This is a genomic window from Catenulispora sp. EB89, assembly GCF_041261445.1.
Lineage (GTDB): Bacteria > Actinomycetota > Actinomycetes > Streptomycetales > Catenulisporaceae > Catenulispora.
Genome location: NZ_JBGCCU010000016.1, coordinates 214,081 through 238,476, shown reverse-complemented (window position 1 = coordinate 238,476; position 24,396 = coordinate 214,081). Strand labels below are relative to the sequence as shown.

Below are 24,396 nucleotides of genomic sequence, written 5' to 3'. Positions count from 1 at the left end.
GTCATCCCCGGTCGGCAGTACTCGTCCCCGGGTGGATCGCCGAACGGTAGGCCTCGATCAGCATGCGAGCGTGGTCCGGCCATGCGAAGTGCTCGACCGCGTACTCCCGGGCGTACTTGCCCATCTGCCCGCGCAGCTCCGAGTCCGCGGCGATCTCCCGCAGCCGGACGCGGAGCGTTTCCGTGTCCCGGTCCACCAACGATACGCGATCACGATCCAGGCCGTAGGCCGCGTACCCGCTGAGGTCGGTGGTCACGACGGCGATGCCGGAACTCATCGCCTCCTGGACGGTGAGCGGGAACCCCTCGGCCATCGACGGAAGCGCGAAGACGTCGCAGGCCCGGTAGGCCGCGGCCATGTCCGAGGAGGACAGGGAGCCCACGTAGATCGCCGAATCCCCGGTCCCCGCCAGGGCTTCGGCCGGCCCGCCCGCGAACACCAGCTGATAGGCCGGATCGGCGGCCGCGAGCAGCGTGTCGAAACCCTTGTTGGGCATGAACCGCCCGGCGAACAGCACCAGCACGCCTTCGCGCGGCAGACCCAGCCGCTCCCGCTCGGCGGCCTGCTCGGCGTCGTCGCGGACCGGACGGAACAGCGCGGTGTCCACGCCGTTCGGCAGATGCCGTACCCGCTCCGCCGGTGCGCCGAGGTCGCGGACGAACGCCGCGACGTCGGAGTTCAGGGTGAAGACCGAGCGTGCGTTCCGCACGAGCAGCTTTCCGGCCGTCGCGTAGACGGCTTTCTGCACCAGGCTCACGGCGGCGGACTTGTGGTGCACCAGCGTCACATGCTGCGTGGCGACCACAGGAGTGCGGGTCGCCTTCGCCGCGAGGAGAGCGGCCCACGACGTCATATAGAAGGCGTCGTGGATGTGCACGACGTCGGCCCACCGGGCCCAGCGCACGGCCCGGCGCAGCAGCTGCGGTCCCAGCACCGGGAACGGCACGTCGGCCTTGCGCTCCAGTCCGTTCCAGGCCCGGACCCGCACCACGCGGACCCCGTCCTCGTCCGTGACGCCGCTGCGGTCCCCGCTGGTCAGCACCGTCACCTGCACTCCGGCGGCGGTCAGGTGCCGGGCCTGGGAGTGCGCCACGTTCTCTATGCCACCCAGGTGCGGCGGGTAGTAGTGGCAGACGAGGAGGACCTTGAGCGGTCCGGCGACGTCGTCACTCATCGGTAGATCTCCACTCCGGGACCGACATAAATCTTGTCCAGCAGGTCTTCGAGCAGCTTCGTCGGGTACGTGTAGTTCACCGCGGTCCCCCGGTAGTCGACGGACGCCCGATCCTGGTCCACCTCGGCGTGCCCGAGCATGACGTAGCTCCCCGGTTGCAGCATGAGTGGATCGACCGTGCCGTCGACCGGGCCGAGATAGACCGTCTGGATCCGTTCGTAGACGTCCTGGCTGGTCTGGAGAAGCATGCCCTGCTGCACGTCGGGGGAGCTGCGGTCGTACACGCTCTGCAGCCACGCGGCCGCGTCCATCTCCGCGTCGGTCGGGTAGTACGCGTCGTAGTAGTTGCCCGAGTTGGACAGTGCGAGCTGCGGTTGGTAGCCACCGGTGATGCGGGGCACCACGCCGGTGATGTCGATCGCCATCACGGCGATCACCGCCGCGACCACGGGAGTCCGGTACCGGCCGCACCAACGCAGGGCCCAGAGCAGGCCGGCGGCCATGAACGGGCCGAAGAAGAAGATGCCCTGCTGGAGTGCGCGCAGGACGCTGTAGTCGACCGTGAGCTGCGGTACCAGCGTCAGCAGCACCAGGACCGCGATCGAGGCCACGGCCAGCGCGGCCTGGTCCCGGGTCGGGGTCAGCTCGGCCCGGACCCGCCGGTAGCGCAGGCCCAGCAGGGCCACGGCGGTGCCGAGCAGCAGCAGGAGCTGGATGCCGGCCGCGATGCCGAAGCGGACCAGGCCGTTCAGGCTCGCCACCGGCAGCCCGAGGCTCTGCAGTCCGGTGCCGACCGAGGTCAGCGGCAGGTCGGGGATGGAGGTGATCGGGGTCGGGTACTTGTCGATCACCGACTGCGGGTACAGCAGGCCCTCGTCGCGGTCCTGGGTGGTCGAGGCGCGGGTCTCGGCCAGATAGGCGGCCATGCGCTGGGCGTCGGTGACCGTGGAGCCGCCGACCAGGCTCTGGGAGGTGTCGGCGGAGCCGACGTCCGAGGTCTGGCCGATGACCTCCTTCCATGAGGCGATCAGGGTGCTGGTCAGCTGGCCGCTGGTGTGGGTCACGGGGCCGGCCCAGCCGACCGCCAGGACGGCGGTGAGGGCCACCAGCCAGACGGTGAGGAACGCCGGGGCCGCGGGCTTCGGCGGCGGGCCGTCCGGGTTGCGGACGGCCTTGGAGAACCGGCTGAGCCAGCCCTTGCCGCCGGTGCCGCCTGCGCTGCCTTGCCTTTCTGCGGCGAGGGTGCCGACCGTGCCGACCCCGCCAGCCGCGCCGACTCCGCTGGTTTCACCGACTCCGTCGGTTTTGTCCAGACTGTCGCCGTAGTCCCAGTCGCCGTAGTCCCAGGTGTCAGCGGCCTGGCTCGCGGCGGCGGTCCCGGAGACGCCGCGACCGCGCCGCCGCTCGCCGATCCGGTCCAGCAGCCGCCAGGCCGTCGTGACCACCACGCCGGATCCCAGGACCATCACCAGCACATACGCCGTCGAGTAGTGCGCGAGCACGATCCCGGTCAGCAAGGGGACCAGCGCGTAGCGCCGCAGCCGGGCCTCCGCGACCTGGTCGGTCATCACCACGACCGCCGCGCCGAGGATGACGAACGCGATCTCCTGGCGCGCCATGTACGCCATGTCGGTGAAGAACGTCGGGAACGTCAGGAACAGCGCCGAGGACAGCAGAGCCACCTGGCGTGACGCCAGGTTGTTGACCGACCGGAACAGCGCCACCGGGGCCACGGCGAACATCAGCGGGAAGACGATCTTCCAGACCCCGGCCGCGGAGAACGCGGTGAGTTTGGTCAGCGCGACCGGCAGCAGGGTGATGCTCAGGCAGGCGTTGTAGGCCGTCGCGTACTGCGAGATCACCCAGTGTCCGCCGCCGAGGTTGAGCCGGTAGACCTCGTACTCCACCTGGATGTCGTGGCCGGTGATCAGCCAGCCGCGCAGCGACGTCAGCAGCAGCAGGGCGGCCGCGCCGAGGAAGACCCCGAGTTCCAGGACCTCGACGGCGTACCGGTTGTGCCGGATCAGCATCAGGGCCAGCAGCCCGGCGATCGCCGTGTACGCCAGCATGCTGACCTGCGGGCCGAGCCCGTTGTTCAGCCGGGTGGCGCCCGCGACGGCCAGCACCACGCACAGCACGCCGTAGCCGCCGATGACCCGCAGGCCCTCCGGGCGCAGGCGCCGGATCCGGTGCCAGTCCACCGCGCACTGCGGGGACAAGGCGCCGATCAGCAGGTTGACCAGCGCGAACCCGGCCGCCAGCGGCACCGTCGCGAGCGGCCGGTAGTAGCCGACCAGCGGTGCCCCGAAGTTCACCAGCAGCAGCACCGCGAAGTCGGTGACCAGGGCGAAGCCGAAGGCGACCAGCAGCGCGGAGTCGAGCCGGGACACCACCCGCTGCGCCAGGCCCAGCCACAGCGCGGTCGGCGCGCCGAGGATCAGCCACAGCCCGGCCAGGGTGGCCAGCGGGCCGGGGAGGTAGAAGGCGCCGAACGAGGCGGTCGCGCCGGCCAGGACGACGCTCGCCAGCAGCGCCGTCCTGCCGTTCGAAGTCTCGGTGTTCAGAATCCCACCTGCTCGTAGACGTCCTCGACCGCTGCCACGACCTGGTCCCAGTGCCGGTCGGCGACACGTGCCGCGCCCGCCGCCGCCGGGGCGGCCAGCGCCGAGCGGTCCCGGGCGAGCGCGTCGATCGCGGCGGCCAGCGCCCGCGGGGTCGGTTCGGCCAGGATGCCCGCGCCCTCGACCGTCTCCACGTTGCCGGGCACCGCGGTGGCCAGCACCGGCAGCCCGGCGGCCATCGCCTCCAGCACCACCAGCGCCATGCCCTCCCGGTCCGACGGGAGGACGAACAGGTCGGCGTCGGCGTACTCCTTGATCAGGTCCTCGCCGTGCTTGCGGCCGACGAACTCCACCCGGTCCGCCAAGCCGAGCCGAGCCGTCTGCGCCAGCAGGTCCTGACGCAGGTCGCCGTCGCCGACGAGGCGCAGCCGCACGGGTTCGCCGACCTGCGCCATCGCGTCGAGCAGCCGGGCGACGTTCTTCTGGACGTCCAGGCGGCCGACGAACAGCAGACGCAGCGGGTCGGGTTCAGAGCCGGTCATCGGCTCCGTGGCGGCAGCGCGGGGCGGGAGGAAGAACTCCTCGGCGACACCGTTGGGGACCACGTGGACCTTCGCCGGATCCGCGCCGTAGCGCTCGGCCAGGAAGTCGCGCTGTGATTCGGTGAGCACGATGACGCCGGCCGCGCCCCGGACGACCCGCCCGAAAAGGTGCGTCTTGTAGAACGGCAGCAGCCGGCCCAGCGGTCCGGAGGCGTCGACCTCCATGTGGAAGTGCAGGAGGTACTTCTGGCCCCGTATTCGGGCGCTGAGCCAGACCTGCTCGGGCACGACCGCGGTCGAGCAGTGCAGATGGATCACCGTGCCGCGCGGGACGCGCAGGAGCGAGCCGAACATGCCGGGGGCCAGCGAAGTGTGCGCGACGGTCAGCGACCGGTGCCGCCGGACCCTGACGCCACCCTTCTCGACCGTGCGCCGCGGCACGCCGCCCGCCTGGTGGTCGGTGGTGACCACGCTGACGTCGTTCCGGTCCGCGAGTCGCGTGGCCAGGATCTGCACCACCCGCTCCACCCCGCCGAGCAGCGGCGGGTAGTTCGGGGTGACCTGAACGACGCGTCGGCGCCTGCCCGGCGTGGAGCGGGCGGGGGCTGTCTGCTCGGGGGAGCTCTGCTCGGTCATGCCGTCGCGATCTTGTAGTGGAGGGACTGGTCGCTGTCGTCGAGCGAGACCCAGACATAGGCGGACTGGGGGCTGACGGGCATGGTGACGACGGCGCTCAGCGCCTGGCCGTCCCACGTGAGGCCGATGGTCTTGCTGCCGTCGACCGCGCCCTTGGAGTCGACGGTCCACACGCGGACGCTGAAGGTCTTCGCGCCGGTGTCGACGGCGTGCACGCTCACCGGCACGGTCAGAACGGCGCCGTCGACCTGTGGCGGCGAGGTGAAGTACAGCGCCGTGTAGGGCTGTGGCAGCTTGGTGAACGAGTCCCGCAGCTGGGTGCGGACCGGCGGCAGGGCGAGCAGGATGCCGACGGCTGCGATGCCCGCCGCGAGGATCGTGAGCCGTCGGCGGTGCCGATCGACGAACGACCGGACGGACCAGGGCGGTGTCGGCCCGCTGGTGCCGGCGGTGACGGTGCCCGCGTCCTCGGCGTCGAGGTCTGCGATGTCCGCTATATCCGCGATGTCGGCGTAGGCCTCGGCGATGTCGATGCGGTCGGCGGCGTTGGGGGGCGCGGCGTCATCGGCGTTCAGGCCGGAATCAGGACCGGAGCTCGGGCGGATCGGCGCCGCGAACGGCTCAGCGATCGGCTCTCCGGTCGGCGGCGGCAGCGTGATCCGGCCCAGCAACGTCGTGTCGGCCATCGACTCGGCGGTCGACGCGGCGGTCGGCTCGGCCATCGACTCGGCGGTCGGCTCCGGCAGCGTGATCCGGCCCAGCAACGTCGTGTCGGCCATCGGCTCGGCGGTCGACGCGGCGGTCGACGCGGCGGTCGACTCGGCGGTCGGCTCGGCGGTCGGCTCGGCGGTCGGCTCCGGCAGGGTGATCCGCCCCAGCAGCGTCGTGTCGGCCATCGGGTCCGCGAAGGCGGCCGGCTCATGGAGAGTCGCGGTTATTCGATGCCCGGCTCCCACCCCCCGGGACCCGGCGACGTTCTGCTGCCGTGCACCCGCACCCGCACCCGCACCGGAACCACGCCCGGCGGCGCCCGCCGTGGTCTCCGAGGACCGGGCCGGGAACAGCCGGGCGAACACCTCGCTCAGGCGGCTGTGCCGCTGCCCGTCGTCTGGCATCCCGGTGTTGCCCCTTCTCCATCTGACACGGTCGCCGAACGCATCGCCGGGAGCCGGACGGCGCTCTTGGCCCGGGCTCGGGCGGGGACGTCCTGGTCCTGGTAGGACCCATCGGAGGCCGGGCCGTCGTGGCGGATCCGGTGGCCGATCAGGTGGACCAGGTTGCGCAGGCCGTCGCGGACCGAGTTGAGCTTCACGTCGCCGCCGCGGACCCGGTACTCGATGTGCGTTTCGGTCACCTTATAGCCCGCGAGGACCGCCGCGTTCTTGATCTCCTGGGAGAAGGCCATGCCCGGGGAGCGGACGTCGACGCCGGCCCAGACGTGCCGGTGGAAGATCCACATGCCGGACTGCGAGTCGCGGATGCCGTGCCGGAAGATGAGCCGGGAGACGAAGCTCAGGACGTGGTTGGCCCAGAAGTGGGAGTGCTTCATGGCACCCCGGTTGGCCGAGTGCAGGCGGTCGGTGGTCAGGAAGTCCGCGCCGGAGCTCTCCAGTTCGGCGAGCAGCTCCGGCAGGTGGTCGAACGGGTAGGTCCGGTCGGCGTCGCCGGAGGCGATCACCTCGCCCCTGGCGGCGGCGAAGCCGGCCTTGTAGGCGTTGCCGTAGCCCTTCTCCGGCTGGAACACGACCTCGGCGCCGCAGGCCCGCGCCAGGTCCCCGGTCCCGTCGCTGCAGTTGTTGTCGACCACTACGATCTCCGTGGACCAGCCGAGGTCAGCCAACTGCGAAACCGGTATCGAAGCTATTACATCTTCGATGTTCTCGGCTTCGTTGTAAGCCGGTATCACAACCGACAGCGATCGCATTCGTGTCCCCCCAAGGGAAAGGTCTGACGGCGGTGCCTTCGACCTCTGTAGCCGAAATCGGCTTGTGGCGGAAGGTATACAGCGGGCTACGCGTGGTGCGAGTACTCAGGGGGCACCGGATGACAAGAGCTTCGAGCCGGATCACGGTCAGTCGAACTTGTCCGGGGCGCCGTGCCGTCGGTGGCGTGCGGCCTCGAAATCATAGGGCATGCCGCCCGGAAATACGGCGATGAAGGCGGTAGGTGTAGAGCATTTTAAGAATATGTTTGGACGTGTGCACTTGGCCGATCCAGATCCGGGGCAGCGCGAGCGGTCCCAGCGACTCCCTGGAGATCACGGCGGTCGCGTGCTCGTACCCCGCCGCGGCGACCGCCGAGCGGGCCGCGGCGTCCATCGAGCCGTAGGCGTAGCAGTAGCCGCCGACCGGCTTCCCGACGATGGCGGACAGCTTCTCGCGGCTCTCCGCGACCTCCGTGCGCAGCACGTCCGGACCCGCGTCGGCCAGCGCCACGTGCATCGAGCCGTGCGACCCGACTTCGAACCCGGCGTCAGCCCAACGCCGGATCCCCGTCTCGTCGACCAGCGGCCACGGGGTGCCCTCGTCCCACTCGTTCGCCCCGCCGATCCGGCCGGCCAGGACGTAGAACGTCCCGGAGAAGCCGAAGCGCTGCAGGATGGGCAGCGCGTTCTCCACGACGTCGGTGTAGCCGTCGTCGAAGGTGAGGCCGATCAGGCCGCGCGCCGACCCGGCCGCCCGGGCGGCCTGCAGTTCGGCGACGGACACGCCGCGCAGCCCGCGGTGCTTCAGCGCCGCCATCTGCTCCTCGAACCGCTCCGGCGTCACGGCCAGGTTGTTCGGGTCGTGCGGGCGGACGCCCACCGAGTGGTACATCATGATCAACGGCAGGTGCGGCATGCGCCGACCTGCCGCCACCGGGTCGTGGGAGAGCGCTGCGGTCATTGAGGATCCGACACCAATGCAAGTCGAGACGGCCGGGCGACCAGTGCAGCATATGCCCCGGCGGGGCACCTCTCGGCGCGAAGGGTCACAGTCTTGCTGCAACCTCGGCCCGGACCGTCCCGACCTGGGTGTTTCGCACGGAATCATTCCGTTGTCATGCCGGCCACGCCGACCGCCGAGGTCGGCCGGGGCGCGGAATGACGGAAGGCGGTCCTGACAATTGTCAGGGTCTTGAATGACAATTGACAGGGAGATGCCGACACTGCGAAGTTCCGGTGTTCCCAAGGAATTGGCTCCCACGCGTGTCGCTCCCGGCTGCCGGGCGGGGCGTTGGTAGCGTCCGATGTGTCCTGCCGGGCCACCGGCGGGCTCCGACCCGATCCGAAGGACCTCGGCGTGGCTGTGACGATCCGCAGGGCGGTGATCCCGGCGGCCGGGATCGGTTCCCGGATGCTGCCGTTGACCAAGGCGATCCCGAAGGAGATGCTGCCGGTCGGCGACCGGCCGGTGATTGAGCACACGGTGCGCGAGCTGGTGGCGTCCGGGATCACCGACATCACCATCGTGGTCTCCGGCGGCAAATCGCTGATCCAGGACCATTTCCGCCCGAACCCGGCGCTGGTCGAACAGCTCCAGGCCGCGGGCAAGGACGCCTACGCCCAGGCCGTCGAGGACGTCGCCGAGCTGGCCCGCGAGGGCCACATCACCTATCAGGACCAGCACGGCCCCTACGGCAACGGCACCCCGGTGCTGAACGCCGCGCGCGGTCTGGGCGACGACGAGCCGATGCTCGTGCTGTGGCCCGACGACGTGTTCGTGGCCGAGGTCCCGCGTGCGCAGCAGCTCATCGCCGCCTACGAGGCGACCGGCTGCCCGATGCTGGCGCTGATGCCGATGGACCGGTCGCAGTCCGAGCGCTACGGCGTCCCGATCGTCCACGAGGACCTGGGCAACGGCTTGCTGCGGATCTCGGGCCTGCTGGAGAAGCCCAAGCCGGCGGACGCGCCAAGCGACTTCGCCGCGATCGGCGGCTATGTCGTCACCCCCGGGATCGTGGAGGAGCTGTACGAGGCCACCGCGCAGTGGGAGAAGCGGCGCACCGGCGAGGTGTACCTCACCGACGCGATCAACGCCTACGCCGCGACCCGCGCCGTGTACGGGCAGGTCATCGCAGGGCGCTGGTACGACACCGGGAATCCGGCGGACTATCTGGTGGCGCAGTTCGCGCACGCGCTGGCCGATCCGAAGTACGGGCCGATCCTACGGTCGCTGGCCGCCGGCGAGGATCCGTCAGCCTGACAAGCGGCTCGCGCGTCGTTCTGCCAGGAGGTAGTCCAGCATCACCGCGACGTCTTCGGTGTCCGGTATGGAGTATTCGGCCAGGGTTTCGCCGTGGCCGACCTTCACGCCGACGTCCGGTCCGGTGAGGCGCGCGAAGGCTTTTTCGTCGGTGACGTCGTCGCCGACGAACAGTGCGGCGGTGGCGTCGGCCTGGCGGCGCAGCATGTCCAGGGCTTCGCCTTTGTCGGTCTCGACGACGGCCAGCTCGATCACGGCTTTGCCCTCGGTCACCTGCACGCCGTCCCACTGTGCCGGGCCGGTGCGGACTGCTTCCAGGACGGAGGCGCCGATCGTCGGCTCGGCCCGGCGTACGTGTACGGCGATGCTGGCCGGCTTCAGCTCCAACAGCACACCGGGGCTCCGGCCGACGAGGCGTTCCAGCTCGGCTTGCAGTCGCTGTCGCAGCGCCTGCGTCTCGTCGTCCAGCGCGTGGGCGAATCCCGCGTCGAACTCCGCGCCGTGGCTGCCGATCAGGTGTACCTCGGCCGGTAGTCCAGACAACGCCGCCAGGTCACGCAGCGCTCGGCCGGAGATGACGCCTGCGGTGGTGTCGGCCAGGTCGGCCAGCGCTCGCAGGGCCCGCACCGACTCCGGACGCGGCACTGCCTTCGCCGGATCGGCGACGATCGGCGAGAGCGTTCCGTCGTAGTCGCAGACCACGAGCAGCCGGGGTGTGCGGGCGAGGCCGGCGATGGCCTGCCGCAGCTCCGGCGGCAGCGACTCGGCGGCGGTCACTGGGGCCCTGCTTCCCCACCGGCGGTCGTGGCCGCGTCGGGGTCCAGGAAGTCGAGGAAGGACCGTGCCCACCGGCCCACGTCGTGGGTCATCACCTGCCGGTGCAGGGTCCGCATCCTCGTCCGTTCCTCTAACGGGTCCATGGTCACCGCTCGTTCCAGCGCATGCGCGACGCCGTCGAGGTCGTGCGGGTTGACCAGCAAGGCCTCGGTCAGTTCGGCCGCCGCGCCGGCGAACTCGGAGAGCACCAGCACTCCGTCGAGGTCGTGGCGGCTGGCGACGTACTCCTTGCAGACCAGGTTCATCCCGTCGCGGAGCGGCGTGACCACCATGATGTCGGCTGCGCAGTAGAGCGCGACGAGCTCGTCCCGGTCCATCGGCTGGTGCAGGTAGTGCACGATGGGCCGTCCGACCCGCCCGAACTCGCCGTTGAGTCGCCCGACCTGTTCCTCGATGCTGCGCCGCATCGCCTTGTATTGCCCGACGCGCTCACGGCTCGGCGTGGCGACCTGGATCATGGCCACGGACTCCGGGTCCACGCGTCCGGAGACGAGCAGTTCGCGCAGGGCTCGCACTCGTATGTCGATGCCCTTGGTGTAGTCCAGCCGGTCCACTCCCAGCAGTAGGCGGCGGGGATCCCCCATGTCCGAGCGCAGTCTCCGGGCGCGTTCGGCGGTCTGGGCCTTTCGTGACAGCTTGTTGAAGCCTGCGGCGTCGATGGAGATGGGGAACGCGCCGACGCGCACCTGCCGGCCGTCGAACGGCACCGACCCGGGGCGACTGCGGACCCGGACGGCCGCTCTCGTCGGTTCCAGACCGAGCAGTTGGCGCGTCAGCCACAGGAAGTTCTGGGCGCCTCCGGGCATCTGGAACCCGACGACGTCGGCTCCCAACAGGCCGCGCACGATCTCGGTCCGCCACGGGAGCTGCCTGAACAGCTCGACCGGGGGAAACGGGATGTGCAGGAAGAAACCGATGCTCAGGTCGGGGCGTTTTTCGCGCAGCATCGCCGGGACGAGCTGGAGCTGGTAGTCCTGCACCCACACGGTCGCGCCCTTAGCCGCCGCTGCCGCGGCGGCGTCGGCGAAGCGCTGGTTGACCGTGACGTAGCTGTCCCACCAGGACCGCTCGAACACCGGCGGGACGATGACGTCGTGGTACAGCGGCCACAGCGTGGCGTTGGAGAAGCCTTCGTAGTAGTCCCGGACCTCGTCGGAGGACAGCCGCACCGGGTGCATCAGCAGGCCGTCGTCGTCGAACGAGGCCACGTCCAGATCGGCCCGTCCGGACCAGCCGATCCAGGCGCCGTTACGGCGGCGCAGAAACGGCTCCAACGCGCTGACCAGACCGCCGGGGCTCGGACGCCACCGCTCGGTCCCGTCCTCCAGCTGCTCCAGATCCACCGGCAGCCGGTTGGCGACCACCAGGAAATCCGCGTCGCGCCCCGTCGTGGCTCCCACAGGGCGATTCTCTGCAACCGCCGTGCGGCGCGCATCCGCAGCATCCGGGTTCGCGGCCTGCGGCTGGTGCGGATTCGGCCGTTCGGTGGCCGCTCCGGTCATGTCGGCGGCTCCCTGCGGAGCGGTTCGCGGCCGGGGGGTTGGTGCGGCGGGGTGGTGGGCGGTATCCGGGTGATCTGCCGGGTGACCGGGGCGTCGGCGGCGACGTCGATGGGTTGGTCGTGGTGCAGCAGGTGCAGGGTGGGGCCGTCGAGGAGTCGGTACGTGATGGTCTTGGCGGTGACTTCGATGCGGAGCCTGCTCTCACGCACGCACAGGTTGACGGCGAGTCGGGTGATGCCTGCGGGGAGTCGTGGTTTGAAGCAGAGGGTGTCTTGGTGTTCGCGCATCCCGGCGAGTCCGGCGACCAGCGCGATCCAGGTTCCGGCCAGGGAGGCGACGTGCAGTCCGTCGCGGGTGTTGTGCTCCAGGTCGTCCAGGTCCATCAGGGCGGCTTCGGCCAGGTAGTCGGCGGCCAGCTGGAGGTGCCCGACCTCGGCGGCCAACACCGCCTGAGTGCAGGCCGACAGTGAGGAGTCCCGCACAGTGAGGGCTTCGTAGTAGTCGAAGTTGCGGGCTTTCTGCTCGTCGGTGAAGGCCGCCGGGCGTCGATGCATAGCCAGAACTAGGTCGGCCTGTTTGACGACTTGTTTGCGGTACAGGTCGAAGTAGGGGAAGTGCAGCAGCAGCGGATACTGCTCCGGGGTGGTGCCGGCGAAGTCCCAGTATTCGTGGGTGGTGAAGCCGTCGGCCTGGGGATGGACGCCGAGTACGTCGTCGTAGGGCACGTACATGGCTGCGGCCGCGTCCCGCCAGGAGGCCGCTTCCTCAGCGTTGACGCCGTGTTCCAGGGCCTTGTCCGGGTAGCGTTCGGCGACCATGGCGGCGCAGGACAGATTGTGTTGCGCCATCAGGTTTGTGTAGACGTTGTTGTCGGCGATCGCGGAATACTCATCGGGTCCGGTGACGCCGTCGATGCGGAACCGGCCCTGCGGGTCGTGATGGCCGAGCGACCGCCACAGCCGGGCCGTTTGGACCAGCAGCTCCAGGCCGGTGGTCTTCTCGAACTCGACATCGCCGGTGGCGGCGATGTAGCGGATCACCGCATCGGCGATGTCGGCGCCGACGTGGAAGGCGGCGGTGCCGGCCGGCCAGTAGCCGGAGCATTCGGCCCCGGTGATGGTGCGCCAGGGAAACGCAGCACCTTTCAATCCCAGCTGGCCGGCGCGGTCCAACGCCTGCGGCAGGGTGTCGCAGCGCCAGCGCAGGGCATCGGCGGCGGCGTGCGGGACGGTGTATGTCAGGACTGGGAGAACGAAACTCTCGGTGTCCCAGAAGGCATGGCCGTCGTATCCGGTGCCGGTCAGCCCCTTCGCCGGGATGGCCCGGCCCTCGGCTCTGACACCGGCCTGCAACACGTGGAACAGCCCGAACCGCACTGCCTGCTGGATCTCGGCGTCGCCTTCGACCTCGACGTCGGCGCGGGCCCAGAAATCATCCAGGAAGGTCCGTTGCTCGGCGGCCAGGCCGTCCCAGCCGGTGCGGGTCGCGGCCGCCAGCGCGGCCTCCACTTGGGCGCGGACCGCAGGCTCGGAGCGCTGCTGGGACCAGCCGTAGGTGACGTATTTGATCAGCCGTAGCCGCTCGCCGGGCTTCAGCGTGGCGGTGATGGTGTAGCGGGCCAGGTCTTCGAAGCACTCCACGGTCTCGTTGAGTGACGGCGGCGCCTGCACCTCGTGATCCATGGCAGCGGCGACCCGCAGTCCGCTGACAGCGGTGCGGTGCACCAACACGGCCCCGGCCGGGCGGCTGCTGTGCTCCTCGGGTCGTAACGGCGCCTCCAAGACGGCCGCCACACGCGGATCGTCTTCGGCCCGCGGAAGCTCCTCGTTGGCGACCAGCTCGGACTGGATCACCACCCACAGCTCGGAATCGACGGCTTCCACCTCGTAGGCGATCGCCGCTACCGAGCGCTGTACCAGCGATACCAACCTGGTCGAGCGGACCTTCACCTGCTTACCGGCCGGCGACTCCCACTCCACCTCCCGCTCCAGCAGGCCGGTACGGAAGTCCAGAACCCGCTCATGGCCGAGACATCTTCCATAGCGCAGGTCGAACGGCGAATCGTCGACCATCAGCCGGATCACCTTGCCGTTGGTCACGTTGATGACCGTCTGACCCGCTTCAGGGTCGCCGTATCCGGCTTCGGCATAGGGCAGCGGACGGGACTCGTACACACCGTTCAGATACGACCCGGGCAGGCCGTGCGGCTCACCCTCATCGAGATTGCCCCGCCACCCGATGTGGCCGTTACCCAAAGCGAACACCGACTCGCTCTGACCCAGCACATCCAGGCCCAGCTCCGTCTCCCGCAGACTCCACGGCTCCACCGCATACGACGGATGCTGAATCACGACTGATCCGCCTTGCCCAGCAGGTCGGCCAGGTCGGTCACGACCGTGTCGGCACCGGCTGCGCGCAGGGCGTCGGCCTGTCCGACCCGGTCGACGCCGACCACGAATCCGAACGTGCCGGCCCGCCCGGCCTGCACGCCGGCGATGGCGTCCTCGAACACCGCCGCCTGATCCGGGTCCACGCCCAACTCCCGCGCTGCGGCGAGATAGGTATCCGGAGCAGGCTTGCCCGGCAGGTGCTCCTTTTCGATGGTGACTCCATCGACACGAATTTCGAACAGGTCGGCGATCCCCGCGGCCTTGAGCACGCTTTCGCAGTTGGCGCTGGAGGACACCACCGCCCGATGCAGCCCCGCCGCCTGAACAGCCTTCAGATACCGCACCGAACCGGCGTAGACGTGCACGCCGTCGGAGTCCAGCAGCCGCAGGACGATCTCGTTCTTGGCGTTGCCCAAGCCGTTGACCGTCTCGGCACTCGGCGGGTCGTCGGGGGAGCCATCCGGCAGCTCGATGTGCCGGGACGCTAGAAACGACCTGGTCCCATCGGCCCGAGTCTTGCCATCGACATACGCGTCGTAGTCCGCCACCGGATCGAACGGCACGAAAGGCCCAGGACGCGAACGCAGGAAGGCGTCGAACATCTCCTTCCACGCTGCGGCGTGCACCGTCGCCGTCTCGGTGAGCACACCGTCCAGATCGAACAGGCACGCCCGGATCCGCTCCGGCAGACCGGTCGTCGGGGATGCAGCGCCATCGTCCATGTGATCTATTCGCCCACAACCGGGACGTCTTGACTCGGCGAGGCCGCCGCGCCTGCTCCATGAGCGGGACGTGGACGGGGTCCGCGGGGCGATTCGGTGATCGTCCCGGTTCGGATCCCGCCCGGCGGGCATCTTCCGTTCATCGTCGTCGCCGCCAGGGGAGGGTTCGAGCAGATGCCGCGGTTCCCGGCCCGGGCGGCGTCGCTGCTGCAGTACCGCAAAGACCCGGTCGTGATGTGGACGATCCGCGCGACCGCCGCCGCGGTGCTGTCGTACGCCGTCGCGGTGCGTCTCAGCTCCGAGCCCGCTCCGCTGACGGCTCCGCTGACCGCGCTGCTCGTCGTGCAGGTGACGCTGTACGCCACGCTCACCACCGGTGTCCGGCGGGTGATCTCGGTGGTCGCCGGGGTGCTGATCGCGGTCGGGTTCAGCGCCGTCGTCGGCCTGTCGTGGTGGAGCCTGGGCCTGATCATCCTGGCCGCGCTCACGGTCGGGCAGTTCATCCGGGTCGGCGAGTTCGTCAACGAGGTCGCGATCAGCGCCATGCTGGTCCTGGGCGTGACCCAGCTGGCCTCCCAGGCGTGGGACCGGGTCCTGGAGACGCTGATCGGGGCCGGCGTCGGGCTGCTGTTCAACGTCGTGCTGGCCCCGCCGGTCTGGGTGGACCCGGCCGCCGAGTCGATCGTCGGACTGGCCCGCCGCACCCGCAACCTGCTCCTGGGCCTCGGGGAGGAACTGGACGGCCCGGTCCCCGTGGAGCGCGCGGCGGGCCGCCTGTACGAGGCGCGCCGCCTCGACCAGGCCGTCGCCGACGTCGACGCCGCCCTCCGCCAGGCCGAGGACAGCCTGCGCCTCAACCCGAGGATCAGCGAAGGCCTGCTCGCCCGCCTGGTACTCCGCACCGGACTCGACACCCTGGAGATCTGCGTGGTCGTGGTCCGGGTCCTGGCCCGCTCGATGACCGACCTGGCCAAACGTCGCAAGGAGGACGAACCCCTGTTCCCCGCCGACACCGCGCAGGCCCTCCAGGAACTGCTGGCCGACGTCGGCGCGGCCATGGTCAGCTACGCGGTACTGGTGACCACACCGGTCAGCGACAACGCCGAGCAGGCGGAGAACCGCCTGGCCGCCGAACTGTCGGCGGCCTGGGACCACCGCGAGACGGTCGCCGACATGCTGCTGCACGGCGTCCAGCAGCACCCTTACGCCTGGCAGCTCCACGGCTCGCTGCTCGCCGAGATCGACCGCATCCTCGACGAGATGGACCTGGAGCACCGCACACAACGGCTGCTGCAGGAACTGGACCGCGCCGCGGCGGCCCGCCACGAGCGGTCGGCCCGGCTGGCCGGGCTCCGGCGGCTGGCTCGGGTGGGGCGGGGGCGGTTCGGGCAGAGTGCGCGGTCGGCTCGGCGGGAGGGCTGACTCGCGCTCGGGCGGCTGGTGCGCGCGGGTCGGGTCGGGCGGCCGACTCGGTGCGAGGGCTGACCCAGGCTCAAGCGGCTTGCGCGAGTGGGCCGGATTGGCCGGATTGGCCGGTTCGGGCGGTCGGCTCGGCGGTAGGGCTGACTCGCGCTCGGGCGGCTTGCTCGGGCGGGCGGATCACGCGGTTCGGGCGGCCGGCTCGGTGCGAGGGTCGAACCGGCCGATGCGGCGGATGCTCCCGACCGGTTCGTTCTGCCGGGCCCAGGTGTACTCGTCCGCACCGTGCTGGCTGCTGCGCGACCCTCGATCAGTCTTCGTCGTAGTCCGACTCGTGCCAAGCGGTCCCACCATGTCCATGCTGGTGGTCGGCATCCAGCCCGGCGGCGATCCCGTCGTCTCCCCGGCTCAGCTTGAGCAGCGCGGCGGCGATCCGCGTGGCCAGCATCCCGGAGACCTCCGAGGGCATCAGAAGGGGCCCGCCGTCGACGACCTCGGCGATCGGAGCGTCCGTGGCGGGGCCGAAGTCCGCAGGGACCACCACGACCTGGCGTGCCCCGAGTCGGCGGCAACGCTCGACGCCCTCGGCGACGTCGGGCTCGCCGCCGCGGAACGCCACCTCCACCCACGGCAGGTCATCGCGCGTCTTGACCAGGTGTGCGATCCGGAACAACTCGGCGTCGTCGAACGGATTGGCGGCCTTGGCGGTCAGCAGCACCGCCAGATCCGGCGCCTCGGCCGGGTCGACGACCCGCGCCACCGCGACCCGCAGCCAGCCGGTCAGCAGCGTCGCGTTGCCGAACGGCTCGGCCAGCAGCACCCGCCCCGCCGCCGCGCCGCGCGTCAGCCACGTCAGGGTCCGGGCGGTATCGGCGACCAGCTGCGGATCGCGCCCCAACGTCATCGGCACGACGCACACTGGCAGATCAGTACCGTCAAGAGCCTGCCGTACCGCGCTCTCCAGCAGCTCGCCCGCCGACGAGGCCCGCAGCAGCGGACCCTGCTCGATCAACGGCTCCACCGCCACCTCGGCGCCGCCCTCGTGGCCGCCGACGACGACCACGGCCGCCCGCGCCGCGTCCGGCTCCGGGACGGTCACCGCCGCGCCCCGGAATCCGCGCGGGCAGTAGCGTCACCGTTGTCGTCGCGCTGAGTTGCCACAGATCATTTCTAGCGCACGTCCGGCCGCCGCACCCGGCCGGCGACACGAACGGGTGAGGTCGATCGCGGGGAGAGGGCGAACGTTGTGGGAGTGGAAGCGGCTCGAATACGACCGGGGCGTCCTGGCCAAGCGCCTGGCCGTCGTCGATCTGAGCTGGCTGGCGCTGGTCTGCCTGCTGATCGTCGGCGCGGGCGTGCATTCCGCCGGAGTCGGGGTCGTGTTCTGGATCGGCCTCTTCGCCAATGCGTGGGTCCTGATTCCGGGCTTCGTAGTCAGAGTTCTGACGATCGGAATCTACGTCGGCGACCGAGGACTCAAGGTTCGCAACTCGGTTCGCACATACATTCTCCGTTGGGATGAGATTCGCAGCATCGAGGAGGGCCGTATTCGGGGAAGCGCACGGAACAGCGCGCATATGAAGGCCATTTGGATCGTCACCAAGCACGGCAAGCGGATCGAGACCCAAGTCCACTGCCGGGTGGGCCGCCGGAGCTCCATGATGCGCGAGAAAATCGGGCCGGTCATGTTCGAATCGGAGTTCGCGGCGGCGATAGAGAAACTCAGGGAACGTACTCCTCGGTGACAGGAATGACCGCAAGTGCTCCCGGCCGCGCGAGGAGTGTCACAGAGCTCTGTGTCCGCCGCCGCCTCGCCTAGACAGTGATGGCGATCTTGCCGCGCGCGTGGTGCCCCAACACGCGGGTGATGGCCCCGGCGGTGTCGTCGAGCGGATAGGTCTGCTCGATGACGGCCTTGACCTCCCCGGTCTCCAGGAGACGGACAAGCTCGTTCAGGTTCTCGTGGTCCACGGCGAGCGTGATGAACTTGACGTCGGTGGAGCCCTTGCCCATCAACGCCGCCCGCGCCATCCGCGGCAGGCCGGCCAGCAGCCCTCCGCTGATCCCGAGGCTGTTCGGGATGAACACCCCCTGCGGCGTCAGCAGCCGTGCGACGGCCTTCGGCGGGTGGTTCAGCACGTTGTCCAGGATGACGTCGTACCGGGCCTCGCCCTTGGTGAAGTCCTGCTCCGCGTAGTCGATGACGTGGTCCGCACCGAGCGACCGGACCAGCTCGGCGTTGCGGGCGCTGCACACTCCCGTCACCTCGGCCCCGAGCGACTTGGCGATCTGGACCGCCATCGTCCCGACGCCGCCGGAGGCCCCGTTGACGAGCACGCGCGTGCCGGGGCGCACCCGGCCCGCGTCGCGCATCGCGAGCAGCGAGGTCAGCCCGGTCATGACCGACGCCGCGGCCTCCTCGAAGCTGAGCCCGGCCGGCTTCTTCACGAGCTGGGATGCCGGCACGACGGTGAACTCCGCGAACGTCCCGGTCTTCGAGCTGTTCGCGCTGCCCCACAGCGACCCGAACACCTCGTCGCCGGGCCGGAGATCGGTGACGTCCCGGCCCACCGCCTCCACGGTGCCGGCGACGTCGCTGCCCCGGACCGCCTGCTTCGGCCGCCGCAGCCCGGCCTGCGCGCGAAGGACGTACGGCACCCCCGCGACGGTGGCCGAGTCCGGGGTGTTGACGCTCGTGGCTCGGACGCGGATGAGGACGTCGCCGTCGCCGGGCGACGGTCTGGGCGTGTCATCGAGCTGGAGAACGCGCTCGGGTGCTCCGTAGCCGCGCTGGATGATCGCCTTCATCGTGGGTGAATCGGTCGTCATGGCCCTGCCCCTCCTCGGCCTTACGGTGTAAGGATGTCTCTTACGCTGTAAGGTTAAGCCTTACGGCGTAAGGACGTCAAGGGAGGTCTCCTCGAAGGTCTCCTTGAACGACAGGAGCCGCCTTCGGGAGGATGGACCCATGAAGATCGCCGGACCGGGCAAGACAGGCGCCGCACGCCGCACTCCGCTGACCAGGGATCGGGTGGTGGCGGCCGGGATCGGGCTGGCGGACCGGGAGGGCATCGAGTCGATCAGCATGCGCAGGGTCGCGCAGGAGCTGGGCGTCGAAGCGATGTCCCTCTACACCCACGTCCGCACCAAGGACGACCTGCTCGACGGCATGGTCGACGCGGTGATCGGCGAGATCCCGACGGGCACCGTCGATGTCGCCGGCGGCCCCGAGGACGCTGACCGCACCGAGGACGCCGACCGCGCCGACCGCGTCGACTGGAAGTCCTCGCTACGCCGGATGTCACTCGCCGCCCGCGCCGTCGTCCTGGCCCACCCCTGGGCCCCACAGCCGATCGAGACGCGAACCGCACCGGGACCCGCCACGATCCGGTACATCGACGCCGTCCTCGGCGTCCTGCGCGAAGGCGGCTTCACCGTCGCCCAGGCGCATCACGCCCTGCACATCCTCGGCAGCCGCCTGCTCGGCTTCACCCAGATGCTCTTCGACGACTCCGGAGACGGCGACCCCGAGACCGCCGCCGCCATTGCCGACCAGCTCCGCCCCGCTTTCCCCTTCGTCGCCGAGATGGCGCTCGCCGTCGCTCACTCCGGCGTCCTCGGGCCCTGCGACGACGACGTCGAGTTCACGTTCGCGCTCGACTTCCTCCTGGACGGCCTGGAGCGGATGCTCCAGCGCGGCTGACTCAGGCGAGGAACCCGCCGTCCACGGCCAGGTGCGCGCCGTTGATGTACGAAGCGTCGCCGGAGAGCAGGAACGACACCGCGGTGGCGATCTCCTCGCCGGTCCCCACCCGCCGCATCGGGATGCCGTGCTCGACGACTTCTCGCGTCCCCTCGGCGTTGCCCTGCGTCATCTCGGTGTCGATGACGCCGGGCTGGAGCTCGTTGACGCGCACGCCCCGGCCGCCGAACTCGATCGCGGCGCTGCGCGTGAGGCCGCGGATCCCGTGCTTGGCGCTGGAGTACTCCGGCGTCGGGCCGCCGCGGTCGGCGAACACGCTGGAGACGTTGACGATCGCGCCGCCGCCGGCCTCCAGGATCGCCGGGATCTCGTACTTGAGCCCGTAGAACAGGCTGCTGAGATCGATGTCGATGGTGCGCCGCCACTGCTCGGGGGTCATCTCGGGCAGTGGGACGAAGGTGCCGGAGACCCCGGCGTTGTTCACCGCGTAGTGCAGCGCACCGAACTGCTCGACGGTGCGAGCGACCGCACGCTCGACATCCTCCGGCCGGCTGACGTCCCCGGGCACGGCCAGCGCCTTCCCGCCCGCGGCGGCTATCTCGGCCACGGCCTCGGCGAGCTTGTTCTCGCGCCGCCCGACGACGGTGACCGCCGCGCCGCGCTGGGCGAGCAGGACCGCGGTCGCGCGTCCCATGCCGGACCCGGCGCCGGTGACCAGCGCGACCCGGCCGGCGAATTCGTTCTCTTGCATGACCTGCTCCCTCATACCAGTTATCAGCGGCGGATCTAGCGGGCGGTCGGCAGCTCGACCGGGTAGTCGGCACCGGTGTCGGCGGAAGCGGAGACAGCCTGCCAGGCGCCCGCCTCGGCGATCTGGCCGCGGGAGTAGTCCAGCGCCATCCCCACCGCTCCGGCACCGAGCAGAAGGTGGCTCGGCAGGTTGTCGGCGTGCACGACCCGCACCAGGATCTCCGCGGCCCGGTCGGGGTCGCCCTGCACGGCGGCGCCGCCGGCCCGCAGCCGCTCGCCCATGGCTCCGACGGTCTGCCGGTAGTCCTCGGGGATGTCCTCGATCCGCATCGACGACCCGGCCCAGTCGGTCGCGAACCCGCCCGGCTCGACCACCACGTACCGGATGCCGAACGGCGCGGTCTCGGCTGCCAGGACCCGGGTGAACCCGTCGACGGCGAACTTCGCCGCCTGGTAGGAGCCGAGTCCGGGGGTGTGGCCGACGCGGCCGCCGACCGAGGAGAACTGGATCACGACGCCCGCCCCCTGCTTCTTCAGCAGCGGCAGCGCGGCGCGCGAGACGTTGTAGACGCCCCAGAAGTTGGTGTCGAACTGCCGCCGGAAGTCGGCCTCGTCGGTGGTCTCGACGGGGGAGAGGTTGGCGTAGCCGGCGTTGTTGACCACGACGTCGATCCGGCCGTACTTCGCGGCCCCGGCGGCCAGCGCGGCCTCGGCCGCGGCGGCGTCGGTCACGTCCAGCGCCACCGGGAGCACCCGGTCGCCGTACTCGGCGGCCAGGTCGGCGAGCTGTTCGGGACGGCGGGCGGTGGCCACGACGTGGTCGCCGGCCCGTAGGGCGGCGACGGCCAGGGAGCGGCCGAAGCCGCGGGAGGAGCCGGTGATGAACCAGGTTTCAGGCTGTGTACTCATGGTTCTAGTGCAACACGGTTTCGCTAGTACTGCAACCCGGTTGTGGTAGATCCATACTGGATCATCTCTACTGCAACGTAGTTTCGATATGGTGGTAGCCTGGACGGATGACCGGAGTTGACTTCGAACGTGCCCGAACCCCCGAGGCCAAGCACGCCCGGCAGCAGGCCATCCTGGCGGCGGCTGCCCGGCTCGCCACGGCCGACGGCGTGCGCGCGGTGACGGCCAGCGCTGTCGCCGACGAGGTCGGCATGCACAAGTCGGCGATGCTGCGCTACTTCGAGACCCGCGAGGACATCTTTCTGCAGCTCGCCGCCGACGCGTGGAGCGAGTGGTCGACGGCGGTCCGCGCCGAACTCGAAGCCCTCGCCACCCGACCCGCCGCCGCTGCGACCGCTGCCGCTGCCGCCACCGGACGCCATGACCAGGACCAGGCCGCGCACGACGCCGCCGCGGTCCTCGCACACTCCCTGGTGTCCCGGCCCCTGTTCTGCGACCTGCTCGCACACACCCCGCTGAACCTGGAACGCAACGTCTCATTCGAGAAGGTCAAAGCCTTCAAAACCCGAGCCATCGCCGCCGTCGCCGAGATCGCCGCTGCCCTCTGCACCGCCACCCCGCTGCGCCTGGACCAGGCCCGCAGCGTCGTCGCCAGCACCACCTCCCTGGCCGGAGCGATGTGGCAGATGGCCGCGCCGGGCACGAATCTGCGGGCCTTCTACGAATCCGAACCCGAACTCGCCCACGCCGTCGTCGACGTCGAACCATCCCTCACCGACATCATCAGCGCCCTGATCACCGGCTACGCCGCACGCTAGACCCGACCGGCGCCGAACCGGACTCAGCCGGTCGCGGCGACCGGACCTGCCGGGGGAGCGGTGTCGAGCGTGGTCAGCAGACCCTGGAGCCGGTTGGCCTCGGCGGCGAGGCGGGCGGCGTCCAGCAGGATCGTCGCCGGTATCCCGTCCTGCGCCGCGCGCCATGTCGTCAGAGCGCCGTCCAAGTCCGTCGAGGTGACCGTCTCTCCGTCGCGGACCTGATCGGCGGTGACGAGCAGCGCGGCGCGCACGGTGCGCGCGAACGCCGAGGCGGCAGGTCGCGCTCGCGCCGGTTCGTCGTCGGAAGGCAGGTGCGTCTGCAGGACGACCGCCGCCTCGAACAACCGGGCCAGGGCGTGGTGTGCGCGGGTCAGTCCTTCGCGGCTGGGTCCCCGGTCGCGCACCGGTTCCTGCGCGGCGGCCAGCGCGGCCGACTCCAGCGCGAGGTAGGCGTCGCGCGAGTCGAGCAGGGCTTCGCGGGCGCGTCTGCGGCTGCCCGGCCCCGGTTCGGCGACCGCCTCGATCGCCGACGCGGCGTACGTCCCGGTGGTCTCGATCAGGTCGGCCAGGCGGCCGGCGAGCGTCACGGTCTGCCAGGACGGCCACAGCGCGTACGAGGTGAAGATGATCAGCCCGCCGAGCAGCGTCAGTGCGACGCGCTCGCGCACGGTGCTGGCCAGCGCGAGCCCGTCCATGGACAGCAGGAAGACGATGTAGGCGGTGATCAGGGTGCTGGCGACCAGGTAGCCGGACTGCATCACCAGGTACAGCGCGCCGGTGCAGGCCACCGCCAGCACCGCGGCCACCCAGGGGTCGGGGTGGAAGAGCAGCACGACGGTCGAGGCGATGGCGACGCCGACCAGCGTGCCGGCGAAGCGTGCGACGCCGCGGCCGAAGGTCTGGGAGAAGTCCGGGCGCATCACCATCACGACGGTCAGCGCGGCCCAGTAGCCGTGCTGCACGTTGAACAGCTTGCAGATCCCGTCGGTCACCGCCACCACCACGGCCACGCGCAGGGCGTGCCGCAGGATCGGGGAGTCGCGGCGCAGTTCCCGGCGTACGGTGCGCCACGCCTGGTCCAGGCGCTGGCGGGTGCCCGGCCGACGGAGGAAGCCGCGGCGTCCGGGGCCGCCGCTTTCGCCGCTCTCGCCTTCGTCGGTCTGCCGCAGCACCGCGTCGACCTGGGCGAGCAGGTCGATCAGCTTCTCCGCCGCGTTCTGCGCGGCCTCTCCCGCGATGCTGTCCCGCGCCGCCTTCTCCATCGCCGTGAGCAGCGCGGTCGAAGGCGGCACGACCGATCCGGTGCGGATCGAGCCGGCGGCGGTGTCGAGCACGTTGGCCGCGGCCAGCAGCAGATCGCGGACCTGCGTACGTTCTAGGTCGGGCATCCGGCCGGGCGGTTTGGCGAGCACGGCCAGCACGGCGCGGACCTCGTCCATCAGCACGCGGATACCCGAGAGCTCGGACGGCCGGCGACGCGCCTGGCGCGGGGTGAGCGTGGCGGCGGCCCGGGCCTGGGCCAGCGCGTTGGGGTCGAAGACCGCGTCCTGGTCCCGGCTCAGGCGGCGCGCGTAGTCGGCCACCGAGGCGCAGGCGTCGGCCAGCGCGCCGCGCTGCGCGCTCCACAAGCGGTCGGGCCAGGCCAGCGCCAGGACCACCTGCACCGCCCCGCCGGCGCCGATGAGCAGCGCGAACTGGACGGCGTCGCCGAAGTCGCGGGGCGGGCGCACGATCGTCAGCATGACCGGCACGGTCATCGACGCGGCGATCCCGGGCGCGGCGCCCAGCGCCCAGAACATCGCCGCCCCGAACGCCCACAGCGCGAGCACGAGCACGAACAGCGCGGGCCAGGGCGCCACCGCGTTGCCCACGAACGCGCTGGCGAACAGGCCGAGCGCGGTCGAGGCGGTCAGCCCCGGCCCGCGCCGGTAGCCGGGCAGCACGCTGGTCATCCCGGTCAGCTGCGCGCCGAGCGCGGGGAGCACGGCGTGCGCCGGCCCGAGCCAGGCCAGCGCGCCGAAGACGGCGATCGCCACGCCGAGCCCGGAGCGCAGCGCGGCCCAGGGGTCGTTGAACGCCCGCTCGACGCGCATGCCGGAGCGGGAGGCGGTCTTGATCGAGCGGTACCAGGCCGCGCCGAGGCCGCTCACACTCCCGGTTCCGGAAACCGCCTGCGTCGACCGTGCCACACCCACCAGTGTCCCGGGGCGCGCTGGGACGCGCATCAAGGGGGTGGCGTGATTGGTGTC

At 70.7% G+C, this 24,396-nt stretch carries 19 protein-coding genes and 1 pseudogene; 5 read left to right on the top strand and 15 right to left on the bottom strand.

The window, feature by feature from the left end; genetic code table 11:
• Position 1: 1 nt before the first annotated feature.
• The 6 genes from ABH920_RS30675 to ABH920_RS30650 all read right to left on the bottom strand — a co-directional run bounded on the left by ABH920_RS30675 (position 2) and on the right by ABH920_RS30650 (position 7,798).
• Positions 2-1,174 carry a glycosyltransferase family 4 protein gene (locus ABH920_RS30675; protein WP_370352667.1) on the bottom strand — a complete coding sequence of 391 codons (1,173 nt, stop codon included), beginning with the start codon at positions 1,172-1,174 and terminating at the stop codon, positions 2-4.
• Positions 1,171-3,564, bottom strand: a complete 2,394-nt coding sequence (locus ABH920_RS30670; RefSeq protein WP_370352666.1) for a hypothetical protein — start codon at positions 3,562-3,564, stop codon at positions 1,171-1,173. The genes ABH920_RS30675 and ABH920_RS30670 overlap by 4 nt, the downstream gene beginning before the upstream one ends.
• Before the next feature lie 170 nt (positions 3,565-3,734).
• The gene (locus ABH920_RS30665; protein WP_370352665.1) at positions 3,735-4,913 is read right to left on the bottom strand and encodes a glycosyltransferase family 4 protein; all 1,179 of its coding nucleotides are present in this window, start codon (positions 4,911-4,913) and stop codon (positions 3,735-3,737) included.
• Positions 4,910-6,028 (bottom strand): hypothetical protein, encoded by a 1,119-nt coding sequence (locus tag ABH920_RS30660; protein WP_370352664.1) that lies wholly within the window; start codon positions 6,026-6,028, stop codon positions 4,910-4,912. Before ABH920_RS30660 ends, ABH920_RS30665 begins: the two co-directional genes overlap by 4 nt.
• On the bottom strand, positions 5,995-6,837 hold the full coding sequence (locus ABH920_RS30655; RefSeq protein WP_370352663.1) for a glycosyltransferase family 2 protein: 843 nt from the start codon (positions 6,835-6,837) through the stop codon (positions 5,995-5,997). The genes ABH920_RS30660 and ABH920_RS30655 overlap by 34 nt, the downstream gene beginning before the upstream one ends.
• Before the next feature lie 199 nt (positions 6,838-7,036).
• Entirely contained in the window at positions 7,037-7,798 is a 762-nt protein-coding gene (locus ABH920_RS30650; RefSeq protein ID WP_370352662.1) for a polysaccharide deacetylase family protein, read from the bottom strand.
• A gap of 396 nt (positions 7,799-8,194) precedes the next feature.
• Between ABH920_RS30650 and ABH920_RS30645 the strand changes: the two genes are divergently transcribed.
• Positions 8,195-9,097: a UTP--glucose-1-phosphate uridylyltransferase gene (locus tag ABH920_RS30645; protein WP_370352661.1), complete on the top strand. Its 903-nt coding sequence runs from the start codon at positions 8,195-8,197 to the stop codon at positions 9,095-9,097.
• A gap of 12 nt (positions 9,098-9,109) precedes the next feature.
• On the opposite strand, the pseudogene otsB reads toward ABH920_RS30645, so the two are convergent.
• From otsB to ABH920_RS30625, 4 genes and pseudogenes are all read right to left on the bottom strand, one after another.
• Positions 9,110-9,874 (bottom strand): annotated as a pseudogene (gene otsB, locus ABH920_RS30640) (trehalose-phosphatase); the annotation flags it as partial.
• The gene (locus ABH920_RS30635) at positions 9,871-11,334 is read right to left on the bottom strand and encodes a trehalose-6-phosphate synthase (protein ID WP_370352660.1); all 1,464 of its coding nucleotides are present in this window, start codon (positions 11,332-11,334) and stop codon (positions 9,871-9,873) included. The pseudogene otsB and the gene ABH920_RS30635, both read right to left, overlap by 4 nt.
• Positions 11,335-11,432: 98 nt before the next feature.
• Entirely contained in the window at positions 11,433-13,787 is a 2,355-nt protein-coding gene (locus tag ABH920_RS30630) for a glycoside hydrolase family 65 protein (protein WP_370352659.1), read from the bottom strand.
• On the bottom strand, positions 13,784-14,548 hold the full coding sequence (locus ABH920_RS30625; RefSeq protein ID WP_370352658.1) for a beta-phosphoglucomutase family hydrolase: 765 nt from the start codon (positions 14,546-14,548) through the stop codon (positions 13,784-13,786). The genes ABH920_RS30630 and ABH920_RS30625 overlap by 4 nt, the downstream gene beginning before the upstream one ends.
• A 174-nt stretch (positions 14,549-14,722) precedes the next feature.
• Between ABH920_RS30625 and ABH920_RS30620 the strand changes: the two genes are divergently transcribed.
• On the top strand, positions 14,723-15,970 hold the full coding sequence (locus tag ABH920_RS30620) for an aromatic acid exporter family protein (RefSeq protein ID WP_370352702.1): 1,248 nt from the start codon (positions 14,723-14,725) through the stop codon (positions 15,968-15,970).
• A gap of 307 nt (positions 15,971-16,277) precedes the next feature.
• Here ABH920_RS30620 and ABH920_RS30615 read toward each other — a convergent pair whose 3' ends face one another.
• Positions 16,278-17,066 (bottom strand): sirohydrochlorin chelatase, encoded by a 789-nt coding sequence (locus tag ABH920_RS30615; RefSeq protein ID WP_370352657.1) that lies wholly within the window; start codon positions 17,064-17,066, stop codon positions 16,278-16,280.
• Positions 17,067-17,211: 145 nt separating this feature from the next.
• On the opposite strand from ABH920_RS30615, the gene ABH920_RS30610 reads away from it, so the two are divergent.
• Positions 17,212-17,712 (top strand): hypothetical protein, encoded by a 501-nt coding sequence (locus ABH920_RS30610; protein WP_370352656.1) that lies wholly within the window; start codon positions 17,212-17,214, stop codon positions 17,710-17,712.
• A 70-nt stretch (positions 17,713-17,782) separates the two neighbouring features.
• On the opposite strand, the gene ABH920_RS30605 is transcribed toward ABH920_RS30610, so the two are convergent.
• Positions 17,783-18,775: an NAD(P)-dependent alcohol dehydrogenase gene (locus ABH920_RS30605; protein ID WP_370352701.1), complete on the bottom strand. Its 993-nt coding sequence runs from the start codon at positions 18,773-18,775 to the stop codon at positions 17,783-17,785.
• 160 nt (positions 18,776-18,935) lie between these two features.
• Here ABH920_RS30605 and ABH920_RS30600 point away from each other — a divergent pair, with 160 nt between their 5' ends.
• Positions 18,936-19,670: a TetR/AcrR family transcriptional regulator gene (locus ABH920_RS30600; RefSeq protein ID WP_370352655.1), complete on the top strand. Its 735-nt coding sequence runs from the start codon at positions 18,936-18,938 to the stop codon at positions 19,668-19,670.
• Between the two features lies 1 nt (position 19,671).
• On the opposite strand, the gene ABH920_RS30595 is transcribed toward ABH920_RS30600, so the two are convergent.
• Positions 19,672-20,421, bottom strand: a complete 750-nt coding sequence (locus ABH920_RS30595; protein ID WP_370352654.1) for an SDR family NAD(P)-dependent oxidoreductase — start codon at positions 20,419-20,421, stop codon at positions 19,672-19,674.
• Positions 20,422-20,456: 35 nt separating this feature from the next.
• A complete protein-coding gene (locus ABH920_RS30590; protein WP_370352653.1) occupies positions 20,457-21,329 on the bottom strand; it encodes an SDR family NAD(P)-dependent oxidoreductase in 873 nt (290 codons plus the stop codon).
• 107 nt (positions 21,330-21,436) lie between these two features.
• Here ABH920_RS30590 and ABH920_RS30585 point away from each other — a divergent pair, with 107 nt between their 5' ends.
• Entirely contained in the window at positions 21,437-22,147 is a 711-nt protein-coding gene (locus tag ABH920_RS30585) for a TetR family transcriptional regulator (protein WP_370352652.1), read from the top strand.
• A 23-nt stretch (positions 22,148-22,170) separates the two neighbouring features.
• Here ABH920_RS30585 and ABH920_RS30580 read toward each other — a convergent pair whose 3' ends face one another.
• Positions 22,171-24,336, bottom strand: a complete 2,166-nt coding sequence (locus ABH920_RS30580; RefSeq protein WP_370352651.1) for an FUSC family protein — start codon at positions 24,334-24,336, stop codon at positions 22,171-22,173.
• Between the last annotated feature and the right edge of the window lie 60 nt (positions 24,337-24,396).